The 11,665-nt window shown below is 65.9% G+C and carries 11 protein-coding genes; 5 read left to right on the top strand and 6 right to left on the bottom strand.

From position 1 onward, the window contains the following. The first annotated feature begins 169 nt into the window (after positions 1-169). Together VIF40_RS12290 and VIF40_RS12285 are read left to right on the top strand one after the other, a co-directional pair. The gene (locus VIF40_RS12290; RefSeq protein ID WP_331937795.1) at positions 170-508 is read left to right on the top strand and encodes a P-II family nitrogen regulator; all 339 of its coding nucleotides are present in this window, start codon (positions 170-172) and stop codon (positions 506-508) included. An 89-nt stretch (positions 509-597) separates the two neighbouring features. Continuing rightward, a complete protein-coding gene (locus VIF40_RS12285; RefSeq protein ID WP_331937801.1) occupies positions 598-2,067 on the top strand; it encodes an ammonium transporter in 1,470 nt (489 codons plus the stop codon). Between the two features lie 92 nt (positions 2,068-2,159). Here VIF40_RS12285 and VIF40_RS12280 read toward each other — a convergent pair whose 3' ends face one another. Next, complete coding sequence (locus tag VIF40_RS12280) at positions 2,160-2,873, bottom strand: SAM-dependent methyltransferase (RefSeq protein WP_331937794.1); 714 nt, start codon at positions 2,871-2,873, stop codon at positions 2,160-2,162. 33 nt (positions 2,874-2,906) lie between these two features. Further along, positions 2,907-3,995 carry a heat-inducible transcriptional repressor HrcA gene (gene hrcA, locus VIF40_RS12275; protein WP_331937793.1) on the bottom strand — a complete coding sequence of 363 codons (1,089 nt, stop codon included), beginning with the start codon at positions 3,993-3,995 and terminating at the stop codon, positions 2,907-2,909. A 121-nt stretch (positions 3,996-4,116) separates the two neighbouring features. On the opposite strand from hrcA, the gene VIF40_RS12270 reads away from it, so the two are divergent. Continuing rightward, entirely contained in the window at positions 4,117-5,133 is a 1,017-nt protein-coding gene (locus tag VIF40_RS12270; RefSeq protein WP_331937792.1) for a patatin-like phospholipase family protein, read from the top strand. 9 nt (positions 5,134-5,142) lie between these two features. On the opposite strand, the gene VIF40_RS12265 is transcribed toward VIF40_RS12270, so the two are convergent. Further along, on the bottom strand, positions 5,143-6,390 hold the full coding sequence (locus VIF40_RS12265) for a glycosyltransferase (protein ID WP_331937791.1): 1,248 nt from the start codon (positions 6,388-6,390) through the stop codon (positions 5,143-5,145). Between the two features lie 14 nt (positions 6,391-6,404). Beyond that, positions 6,405-7,622: a glycosyltransferase gene (locus VIF40_RS12260; protein WP_331937790.1), complete on the bottom strand. Its 1,218-nt coding sequence runs from the start codon at positions 7,620-7,622 to the stop codon at positions 6,405-6,407. Between the two features lie 127 nt (positions 7,623-7,749). Between VIF40_RS12260 and VIF40_RS12255 the strand changes: the two genes are divergently transcribed. Together VIF40_RS12255 and VIF40_RS12250 are read left to right on the top strand one after the other, a co-directional pair. After that, positions 7,750-8,679, top strand: coding sequence for a hypothetical protein (locus VIF40_RS12255; protein WP_331937789.1), 930 nt, complete (start codon positions 7,750-7,752; stop codon positions 8,677-8,679). 155 nt (positions 8,680-8,834) lie between these two features. Beyond that, the gene (locus VIF40_RS12250; RefSeq protein ID WP_331937788.1) at positions 8,835-9,998 is read left to right on the top strand and encodes an LptF/LptG family permease; all 1,164 of its coding nucleotides are present in this window, start codon (positions 8,835-8,837) and stop codon (positions 9,996-9,998) included. Positions 9,999-10,034: 36 nt separating this feature from the next. Here the strand turns inward: VIF40_RS12250 and VIF40_RS12245 are convergent, their stop codons facing one another. Together VIF40_RS12245 and VIF40_RS12240 are read right to left on the bottom strand one after the other, a co-directional pair. Further along, positions 10,035-10,775, bottom strand: coding sequence for an ABC transporter ATP-binding protein (locus VIF40_RS12245; protein ID WP_331937787.1), 741 nt, complete (start codon positions 10,773-10,775; stop codon positions 10,035-10,037). After that, on the bottom strand, positions 10,765-11,565 hold the full coding sequence (locus VIF40_RS12240; RefSeq protein WP_331937800.1) for an ABC transporter permease: 801 nt from the start codon (positions 11,563-11,565) through the stop codon (positions 10,765-10,767). The genes VIF40_RS12245 and VIF40_RS12240 overlap by 11 nt, the downstream gene beginning before the upstream one ends. Between the last annotated feature and the right edge of the window lie 100 nt (positions 11,566-11,665).

The following is an 11,665-nucleotide window of genomic DNA, read 5'->3' as shown; positions in this document are numbered from 1 at the left end:
GCTGGCGCTGGGCAAGGATCTGGGCCATGGGTTGTCGGTCTCGGCCACGGTCGTCGGCACCAGCACCCATGCGTACCTGACCTCCAGCGGCGCCAACAAGGGCGGCACCGGTGTGGTGCTGGGCGCCCTCTACACCTTTTGAACCGCATCGCGAGAAGGAGAAACGCTTATGAAAATCGTCACGGCCATCATCAAACCGTTCAAGCTCGATGAGGTGCGCGAAGCGCTCTCGGGCATTGGCGTACAGGGCATCACCGTCACCGAGGTCAAGGGCTTTGGCCGGCAAAAGGGGCACACCGAGCTGTACCGCGGCGCGGAGTATGTGGTCGATTTCCTGCCCAAGGTCAAGGTCGAGGCCGCCGTCACCGATGAACTGGTCGAGCGCGTGATCGAGGCGATCGAAACCGCCGCACGCACCGGCAAGATCGGCGACGGCAAGGTCTTCGTGTACGACCTGGAGCAGGTCGTGCGTATCCGCACCGGCGAGACCGGCAAGGACGCGCTCTGAACATCCCCGTCAACCAGAAAGCCAAGAACATGAAAAAACTACTTGTCTCCCTCGCACTGGGCCTGAGCCTGCTGACGGGCGGCCTCGCCATGGCGCAGACGCCGGCGGCGCCCGCGGCGGCTACCGCGGCACCTGCTGCATCGGCCGCTGCCGATGCCAAACCTGTTGACGCTTCCGCGCCGGCCCCCGCGGCTGCAACGGCGCCGGCACCTGCTGCTTCCGCCGCGACCGCACCGGCCGACACCGTCAACAAGGGCGACACCGCCTGGATGATCGTGGCCACGCTGCTGGTGATCATGATGAGCATTCCGGGGCTGGCGCTGTTCTACGGCGGCCTGGTGCGCAGCAAGAACATGCTCAGCATCCTGATGCAGGTGTTCGTGATCTTCTCGCTCATCGTCATCCTGTGGACGCTGTACGGCTACAGCGTGGCCTTCACGGCCGGCAATCCGTTCTTCGGCAGCCTGGACAAGATCTTCATGAAGGGCGTCACGCCGGACTCCATGGCCGCGACCTTCAGCAAGGGGGTAGCCATTCCGGAGTTCATGTACATGGCCTTCCAGGCGACGTTTGCCGCCATCACGGTCGCGCTGGTCATCGGCTCGCTGGCCGAGCGTGCGCGGTTCTCCGCCGTGCTGCTGTTTGCCGCGCTCTGGTTCACCTTCAGCTACCTGCCGATCGCCCACATGGTCTGGTACTGGGACGGCCCCGACGGCATTGTGAACCAGGCCGGCCTGGACAAGGTGACGGCCAACGCGGGCTGGCTCTGGGCCAAGGGCGCGATGGACTTCGCGGGCGGCACGGTGGTGCACATCAACGCCGGAATCGCCGGCTTGGTGGGCGCAATCATCGTCGGCAAGCGCATCGGCTATGGCAAAGAGGCCTTGCCGCCGCATTCGCTCACCCTGTCGATGGTCGGCGCCTCATTACTGTGGGTCGGCTGGTTCGGCTTCAACGCCGGCTCCAACCTCGAGGCCAATGGCACGACGGCGCTCGCCTTCGTCAACACCATGGTGGCGACCGCCGCGGCGGCGCTCTCCTGGCTGCTGGCGGAATGGGCGCTGAAGGGCAAGCCCTCGCTGCTCGGCCTCATCTCCGGCGCGGTCGCCGGCCTCGTCGCGGTGACGCCGGCTTCGGGCTTCGCGGGTCCGATCGGCTCCATCGCGCTCGGCTTCATCGTCTCGCCGATCAGCCTGTTCTTCGTCTCCAAGGTGAAGAACTTCTTCGGCTATGACGACTCGCTCGACGTGTTCGGCGTCCATGCGATCGGCGGCATCACCGGCGCTCTGGCCACCGGCATTCTGGTGAGCCCGGACCTCGGCGGCGTCGGCATCACCGACTACACCAACATCGGCGAGAATTTCGCCGGCAAATACGACATGGCCCAGCAGATGATCTCGCAGGCGACCGCCGTCGGCGCGACCATCCTCTATTCGGGCATCGGCTCGGCGATCCTCTACAAGATCGTCGATGTGGTCATCGGCCTGCGCGTCGCTCCCGATCAGGAGCGCGAGGGCCTCGACATCGCCGAGCACGGCGAGCGCGCCTACAACTCCTGAGCGCAGCCGCTCATCTGCCGAAAATGGAAACGGCGCCCTTCGGGGCGCCGTTTTTCATTGCCCGCCGCATCACGCGACGCTTGTTTTTGCGCTCACTGTCGTTTCGTCATCGCCCAGCCGCCGAAGAGGAACGTCTGATAGAAGCGGATGGGCGCGTCGAATCCCGCTTCGTTCAGCAAATCGCGCAATTCGCTCTCGGAGACGAAAGCGATGTCATCGTCGATATGAGCGCGGTCCTTCTCCAACTCCCGCGGCTCGACGCCCTGCGACGCGTGAGACGCGAGCCAGGCTTCCAGCAGCGGGCCGAACTCGCGCGATGCTCTATCGCCGAAAAGATCGGCGAGAACGAACGCCCCTCCGGGCTTCAGAAGGGACGAGACGGCGCGGAAATAGGCGAGCTTCTCCTCGCGCCCTGCGATGAAGTGAGAGACGAATATGGACGAAGCCGCGTCGAATGGCGTCGGCGATCGAAACTCCTGCAATCGCCCATGAAAGCAGGCCGTCCGGTCCGCCATTCCGGTCGCGGCGACGCGATCGCGGCAAGCGTTCGACATATCGCGTGAGACATCGACCGCGGTGAAGCGCCAGAAGGGGAAGCGGCGGCCCAGAGCGAGAATTTCCGCCCCTGTCCCCGCGCCGGCGGATAGAAATTCGGCTCGCTCCGGCAGGCGTTCGAACCAAGCGGCCATCATGTGGTGCAGCGCGTCGTAGCTCGGGCAGAACGATCGAATTCTGCGATCGTATCGCGTCGCCGAAGCCTCGTCGAAATGCGCCGCCGCATCGAATGCGCCGCCGGGCTGTGACATGAAAATTTCCGATCCGAAACCGCCGCGCGAACGCTAGCCGCCGACCACCCGCGCCACCACCTTCGCCGTGTAATCCACCATGGGCACGATGCGCGCGTAATTGAGCCGCGTCGGGCCGATGATGCCGAGCGCGCCGACGATGCGCTTATTGCCGTCGCGCAATGGCGCGGCGATCATCGAGGAGCCGGAGAGCGAGAACAGCCGGTTCTCCGAGCCGATGAAGATGCGCACGCCCTCCCCCGTCTCGGCGCGCTCCAGAAGATCGATGACCTCGGTCTTGGTCTCGAGATCGGAGAAGAGCAGCCGAATGCGGTCGAGATCGGCCATAGCGGTCAGATCCTCGAGCAGATTGGCCTGGCCGCGCACGATGAGCTGGCGGTGCTCGGTCGCCGCCCCGCCCCAGCTCGCGAGCCCGGCGTCGACCAGCCTCGCCGTCAATGCGTCGAGCTCGGTCTGCGCCGCCTTGCGCGCGTCCTCGATCTCCGAGCGGACCTGCCCGAGCGTGAGGCCGCGAATGCGGGCGTTGAGATAATTGGCCGCCTCGATCAGCGAGGAGGCCGGAAGGTCGCGCGGCACCTGCAGCACGCGATTTTCGACCGAGCCGTCCTCGCCCACGAGAATGGCGAGCGCGCGCTCCGGCTCGAGGCGCACGAATTCGATCTGCTTCAGCCGCGCATTGTCCTTGCTGGTCACGACGACGGCGGCGCCGCGGGTGAGGCCGGAGAGCATGGTCGTCGCCTCGGCCAGCACGCCCTCGAGATCATGGTCCTTGGAGGCGGCCTCGACCTGCGCCTCGATCTGCGCGCGCTCGTCCTCGGCGACGTCGCCGATCTGCAGCAGCGAATCGACGAAAAAGCGCAGGCCGAGCTCGGTCGGCATGCGGCCGGCGCTGGTGTGCGGCGCATAGACGAGGCCGAGCTCCTCCAAATCCTGCATCACATTGCGCACGGAGGCCGGCGACAGCGCCATCGGCAACAGCCGCGAGAGCTGGCGCGAGCCGACCGGATCGCCGCTCGACAGGTAAGTGTCGACGATCTGGCGAAAGATTTCGCGCGGCCGATCGCCGAGATTGGCGAAGCTCGCGCCCGGCTGCGGATGGATTGGATGGCCCATGCGGATCATGACAGAAGAATGGCGCCTCGGCGGCGCGGGTCAAGCCCGCGCGCGTAGGACGGGGAAAATACGCTACGCTTTTGTCGTCTCTCCCCTATTTCATGCCTGACATGAGGGCGGGGCGGGCGCGATGCGAGACGAAATCCTCGTCGACCTGGCGTTGCAGGGCGGCGGCGCGCATGGCGCCTTCACCTGGGGCGTTCTCGATCGGCTGATCGAGGAGCCCTGGCTGCGCATAGACGGGGTCTCCGGCGCCTCCGCCGGCGCGATGAACGCCGCGGCGCTGATCCACGGCGTCTCGCTGGACGGCGCCGAAGGGGCCCGCGCCGCGATGGAGAGCTTCTGGCGGCGCGTCGCCGGCGCGGCCCGTTTCAGCCCGCTGCAACGCACCCCGCTGGATAGGGCGCTCGGCCGCTGGACGCTGGACAATTCGCCGGCCTTTCTCGCCATGGACATGGCCTCGCGCCTGGTCTCGCCCTATGACCTCAACCCCGCCGGCGCCAATCCGCTGCGCGACATATTGCGCGAGACCATCGATTTCGAGCGTCTGGCCCGAGCCCCGATCAAGCTGTTCGTGACGGCGACCAATGTGCGCACCGGCCGCGCGCGAGTCTTCCGCAACGCCGATCTCTCCGCGGAGGCGCTGCTCGCCTCGGCCTGCCTGCCGACCATGTTCCAGGCGATCGAGATCGACGGCGAAGCCTATTGGGACGGCGGCTACGCCGGCAATCCGACGATCACGCCGCTGGTGCGCGAATGCGCGTCGCAGGACACGATTTTGGTGCAGGTCAATCCGATCGAGCGCAAGGAGACGCCGCGCAGCGCGATCGACATATTGAACCGGCTGAACGAGATTTCCTTCAACTCGCCATTGCTCAAAGAGCTGCGCATGATCGCGCTGCTGCGCCAAGTCGCCGATCCCGGCCATAGCGAGGGCGCGCGCTGGGCCTCCATGCGCATTCACGCCATCGCCACCGATATGGCGGCGGAGCTGTCCGCCTCCTCCAAGCTCATCGCGGAGTGGGATTTCCTGCTCATGCTGCGCGACGAAGGCCGCCGACGCGCGCAGGGTTTTCTCGATCGCAACGGCGACGATCTGGGGAAGCGCTCGAGCTTCGATCTCGCGCGGCTGCTGGATTACGTTTGATGCGCGCCGTCAGACGCGCATCGCGGCGCCGATGAGCGGCGGCGCCAGCGCCGCGAGATTGGCGCGATAGGCGTCGAGCGAGAAATGCGCGTCATAGAAGCGCCGCGTGTCGCTCGCCGCGCGCTGCGCTTCGCTCGGAACGGAATCGTCGGCCGCCGCCGCGCGCAGCGCGCGCGCGAAATCCTCGGCGGTATCGGCGATGGCCACATTGGCGAAGCGTGAAATATCCGCGCTCATGCCGCGGAAGGCGTGACTGGTGGACAGGAGCGGCAGGCCGCTCGCCATCGCCTCCACCGTCTTGATCGAGAGGCCATGGCCGCTGATCGTCGGCAGCAGCACGAGACGCGCGGTCGCATAGGCGGCGCCGGGATCGTCGACGCGGCCGACGAAGGAAGCGCGATGAGCGGCGTAGAGCGCGGGATCGCGCGACTTCACGCCGGCGTCGACATTGCCGACGATGCGCAATCGCGGAATCTGCGCGCCGGCCAGCGCCTCGCGCAGGAACCAGCAGACGCTGTCGACATTGGCGCTGTTGTTGCTCGCGACCAGCAGAATATCGCCGCCGCCGGGGCCGAGCGGCGCCGCCGGCGCGCTCGGATAGAGCAGCGCGTGCTCCTTCTCCGGCAGCAGCGCGCGGAAATCATCATATTCCTGCGCATTGAGATGCAGCAGCAGATCGGCGCCGCGCATCATATCGAGCTCGCGGGCGAGCATTTGCTCATAGGTCACGCGCGGCGGCAGCAAGAACGAGTGCTCGTTCATCAGCGCGAATTGGCGCGCCTGCAGATCATGGCTGTCGAGCAGGATCGGCGCGCCGCGCGCGAGGCGCTTCGCTACCGACATCAGGAAGAAATGATTGCAATGGACCAGATCGAAGCGGCGATCGGTCAGACCCGGCGCCAGCTCGGCGCGCTCGGCGACGCCGGCGCGAATGACCGCCTGATCGCCATGGAGAAAGGGCCAGAGCACGTCGCGCAGAAAGCGCGGCGCCGCGAAAGCGTGAAAGGGCGCGCCGCCGAACCAACGCGCGCCCTCCGACAGCTCCGGCGTCGCCTCCACGAAGGAACGCCAGCGCCAGGCGCGATCCGGCGAGAAGCCCGGCAGATCGCAGATCGCGACCGGCGCGACGCGCGCGCCGAGCGCGCGATAGGCGGCGACCTGCCCCAGCACCACGCGATACGTGCCGCAGGAATGCCAGGCCGGATGCACGATGGCGACATGACGGCCGGCGAGCGGAAGAACGGCGGGACCATTCATTGCGTGAGCAGCGTTCATCGTGCGAGCAGCGGCGCGGCCGCCTCGCGCAAGGCGCGCGCATAGGCGACGGCGCTGAACATCGCGTCATAGAGACCGCGCGTGTCCGACTGGGCGCGCGGGCCCCCGTCGCGGCGACGGCCGGCGTCGCGCAAAGCGGCCGCGAAAGCGCCCGCCTCGTCGGCGAGCGTCACATTGCTCAGCCGCTCGGGATCGATCGCCATCCCGCGAAACGCCCGGCGCGTGGCGATGAGCGGCGCGCCGCTCGCCATCGCCTCCACCGCCTTGACCGAGAGTCCATGCCCCTCGATCGTCGGCAGCAGCACGCAGGCGGCCTGCGCATAGACGGCGCCGATATCGTCGACGCGGCCCTTGAAGAGCCGCCGATGGGCGTCGAAGAGCGCCTTGTCGCGGCTCCTCACCCCGGCGTCGATATTGCCGTAGATCTCCACCTCGACGTTCGGCGCCAGCGGCGCGACCTCGCGCAGGAACCAGCGCAGGCTGACGAAATTCGCGTAATTGTCGCTGGCGACGATGACGATGCGCTCGCCGCCCGGCCCGCAGGGAACCGGCGCGATGGCGGGATAGACGAGGCGGTGCTGCGCCTGCGGCAGCAGCCGGGCGAATTCGGCCCGCTCCTCTTCGTTGAGATGTATGCAGAGGTCCGCGGCGCGCATCCACTCGAGCTCGATCGACAGCATGTCGTCATAGGTCGCATAGGGAGGCAGGAAGAACCCGCCCTGGTTGCGCAGAATATACTGACGCGCCTGTATGTCCTGCGTCTCGACCATGACCGGAATATTTCGTCCGCGAAGCAATCGAGCAACGAATGGAAGGGTGAAGTAATGATTCGTATGGACGAGATCGATATGTTCGTCCGCGAGGCCCGGCGGCGAGGCGGCGATCTTGGCGAGCTCGACGAGCCATGTCGCCTGATCGCCGTGGATCAGCCGCCACCAGGCCCGAGCGAGGAAGAAAGGCGCGAGCGCGGCCCATCGGCTCGGGCCGCAGAAATAGCGCCGATCCGCCGGCAGATCGGCGGAGGCGGCGAGATAGGCCTGCCAGCGCGCGCCCTCGGGCGGCGGCGGCGCCGGCGCGTCCATCAGCGCGATCGAGATCGTCCGCGCGCCGAGCGCGCGATAGGCCTCGAGCTGGCCGACATTGACCTGATAGCTGCCGCAGGAATGCCAGGCCGCATGGACCACTGCGACCGTTTTGCCGGCAAGCGGCCGCACATCGGCTGAAGCATCATTGGAAACAAGGGACTCTATCGGCGCCTCCCGTTGCGTTCGGTCTTCCGGGCACAGCCCCTGGCCGCCCGGCGGCTTGCCCTGCGGCGGCGTTTCCAAGTAGACGGGGTATATGAGCCTTCGACCCGCAAATCCAGATTTTTCCCCGCTACGCGCCGCCCCCGAGTCCGCCGCCCCCGAATCTGCCGCCGCAGACTTGAGCGGGGCGGCTCCGGGCAAGCGCTATGGCGTCGCGATCGTCGGAAACGACAAGATCATCGACTGGCTGCTCCCGTTCCTCGAGAGCTATGCGCAAACCAACGCCCATCTGCCGCTCTATCTCGTTCCCTATGACGAGAATGTCGCGCAGACGCGCCGCGCGGCGGAGCTCTACGGCGCGCATTTCATCGAGGAGGTTCCCGAGGCGATCGACCGACTCGCGGCGGAGCTCTATCCCGGCCCCTTCAACGGCAATCGCCGCCGGCTGCGCAAGCTGCAGGCGCTCGCCCTGCCGCTGGACGAGGTCGCCTATGTCGATGTGGATGTCGTGCTGTTTCGCGATTTTTCGCCCATTTTCGGCCGGCTCGAGGCCAAAAAGACCGAATTCATCGTCGCTTCGCCGAGCTTCGAATATGTCTACAACGAGAAGAAGGCGGACTACCCCTTTCTGCGCGACGCGCTGCTGTTCAATGACGGCTTCTGGGTCACATCGAGCAAATATCTGAAGCTCGAGCACTTCATCGAGACGATTCGCGACGACGCGAAAATCTTCCACGAGGTGCGCAAGCGCGGGCAGCTCTTCGCCCAGCCGCTGGTCAATTTCGTGACCCATAGGCGCGGGCTGGCCATCACGCTTTTGCCGCATTGCGTCGAGCGCGCCTCGCATGAGAGCTTCTACAAGGCGCCGGGAATCACCTTTTCGGAGGGCAAGCCGCTCGATCCGGACAGCAAGGAAATCTATTTCGCTCATTGGGCGGGAGCCACCGCCCTGCCCTCGACCGGCGTCTTCGACGCGGCCTGGAAGGAGTTTTCCAAAGCCGCCTGGGCGAGATTTCGCAAATAGGCCGAATTCCGCTATGAGAATAGCGTGCGGCGGCGGCCTTCCTTTCGGGAGGGTCGCACTAGCGCGCTTTCCGCTCGACCAGGACTGTCGAGCGATTCGCGCGGGTTCGAGGACCGAGAGCGCGGAAGCCGCTCTCGACGCGCGGAACAGGACTCATGCCTCGCCTTCTCTTCCTCTACCTCGCCCGGCGAATCCTGCTCAGCACGCTCGTCGTCCAGCTCGCGCTCATCGTGCCGGTGGTCCTCTCCTATCTGCTCTACACGCTGACGCCGGCCGCGATTCGCGCCGGCCTGCTGGTTCCGGCGCTGATCGGCACCATGCCGACCGTCGGCTTCATCACCCTGCCCATGGCGATCGGCGTCGCCACGGCGCTCGAATTCGCGCGCATGTCCAATGAGGGCATGATCGCCGTGCTCTATGCGCTGCGATTGTCGGTGTGGTCGGTGTGCCGGCCGGCGATCGTCTGCGCCGGCGCGCTCGTCGTCGTCGGCTATGGGCTCGCCAATCTCGTCGCGCCCTATTACGCCAGCGGCTTGCAGGACGTCATCAATGTGGTGCGCAACTCGCTGAACCACCGCATGTTGGACGCGGCGCATTTCTACACTTTCGACAATGGCGTGAAGACGCTCTACCTCCAGCGCTGGGAGACGCCGGACATCGCCGTCAATCTCTTCGTGCGGCAAATCTCCATCGAGAAGCGCCAGGAGGAGACGATCACAGCGGCGCGCGCCGAATTCCGCCGCCAGCCCTCGGGCGTCATCGTGGCGCTGTCCAACGGCAGCATACAGACCAAGCCCTTCGACACCGATGAGGTGCGGATCGCCAATTTCGACGAATACGCCATGGCGCTGCCGATGCAGGGCAGCGAGGCGCTGCCGCCGCGCAATTGGCGCGGCGTCTATGAGCTGACGCTGCCGGAATTCATCGCCAATTGGCAGGTCGCCCGGCTCGACCGGCGCCAGGCCGGCGAGTGGATGGCCGAGGCGGCCAAGCGCTTCGGCGTGCCACTGCTGGCCATCGCCCATACGCTATTGGCGATGGCGCTGGTGCTGACCTTCGGCAGCGTCACCGGACGCCGCGGCGGCATGAGCTCCTTCGTCATCATCGCCATTCCGGCGGCGCATATTTTCTTTCTCGTGGCGCTCGAATCGATGCTGCGCGTCGATGCGCGCTTCGCCTTTCTGCTCGCTGCGGCGGCGGCGCTCGAAGTCGGCGTGTCGATTCTGCTGATTTTCCGCCGCAATATGAGCACGAGCCCGATGCGCCGGCTTTCCAACTTTGAAACCGTCGCCACAGAGCCGCAGAGCCTCGCGGCCTGACCGGAGGCTTGCGCTCCTCCGCCCCCGTCGCACGACTCAGGCGGCGGCGAGCACGACCTCGCGATAATGGGGAATCACCTCCTCCGGCGCGCCGCTCTCGCGCACCGCGCCGTCGTCGATCCAGATCACGCGGTCGCAGAGATCGGCGAGGAAGCGGAGGTCGTGCGAGACCATCAAAATGGTGCCGGTCTTGGCGAAATCGGCGATAAAGGCCTCGCATTTGGCCTGGAACACCTCGTCGCCGACCGACAGCGCCTCGTCGACGATGAGAATATCGGCGTCGGCGTTGGCGCAAATGGCGAAGGCGACGCGCGCCACCATGCCGCTGGAATAGAGCCGCATGGGCTGATCGAAGAAGGGGCCGATATCGGCGAAAGCGGCGATCGCCGGCAGGCGCTTCTCCACCTCCTTGCGCTTCAGGCCCAAAATCGCGCCGCCGATCATGGCGTTCTCGCGCCCGGTCAGCAGCCCGTCGAAGCCGGAGCCCAGCGCGAGAATCGGCGCGATGCGGCCCTTCACCTCGAAGGCGCCGCGAGTCGGCCGCGTGATGCCGCAGAGAATCTGCAGCAGCGTCGTCTTGCCAGCGCCATTGCGGCCGATGATGCCGACTTTCTCGCCCTTGGAGACCTCGAAGCCGACATTATGGAGCACCCAATGCTCCTGATAGAATTTTTTCCACAGGCCGAACAGCACCTGCTTCAGCTGGTCGTTGCGGTGCAGATAGAGCTGGAACGCCTTGCCGACGCTGTCGCAGCGGATGATGGGTTCAGATGACATCGACGATGACCGATTTGTAGCGCATGAAGAATTGGTAGCCGAACAGGAATATCCCGTAGGAAATGGCCACCAGCGCGACATAGGCGATGGGGTTGGGCAGCACCCCGTCGAGCGCCGCCCCGCGCAGCATCTCTATATAGTCGCCGACGAGATTGAGCCGCAGCCAGATCGAGATATGCGGCGGCAATTGATCGAGGCGATAGAAGATCGGCGTCGCAAACATCAGCACCGGCACGATCGACACCATGATATGCGCCACATCGCGGGTGAAGGCGCCGAGCGCCATCAGGAACCAGACGATGCCCAGCATGAAGGCGGCGAAGGGCAGGATCAGCAGCGGCGTGAACAAAATCGTCAGCGGCAGCTCGCCCGCCGTGAGCAGCCGGAACGCCATATAGACGCAGAGGCTGATGCCGCCATAGACGAAGGCGCGAATCGTCGCCACCCAGGCGATGGTCTCGCTGGGGAAAATCGACTTCTTCACGAAGGTCACATGCTCGTGCAACAGGCCCGGCGCGCGATAGGCGAGCTCGCTGAACAAATTGAAGACGATGAGCCCGACAAAGATGCCGGCGGCGTAGTCGGCCGTGCTCATGCCCGCCGACAATTGCGGAACTGTTATGGAAAACAACACCGTATAGGTGAGCAGCATGATCAGCGGCGCGAGCACGGCCCACAGCGGCCCGAGGACCGAGCCGCGGAATCGGGAGGTGAGCTCGCGCCGCACGACGGCGCGAATGAGCTCCCTATGGTGCCAGGCCCGCTCGAAAGGGGCGACATAGGCGACGATTGGCGTTTGGGCGAGCGACAGGCCGAACCTCCTCGGAACGAATGCGGCGGCGCAGCCGCATAGACCAGCTCGGCGCCGCCCCTGTCAACGGTCGGGCGCC

The organism is Methylosinus sp. (assembly GCF_036560965.1).
In the GTDB taxonomy this organism is placed as follows: Bacteria; Pseudomonadota; Alphaproteobacteria; order Rhizobiales; family Beijerinckiaceae; genus Methylosinus.
The sequence above is the reverse complement of the archived record's forward strand: the minus strand, read 5'-3'. Positions and strand labels throughout refer to the sequence as shown.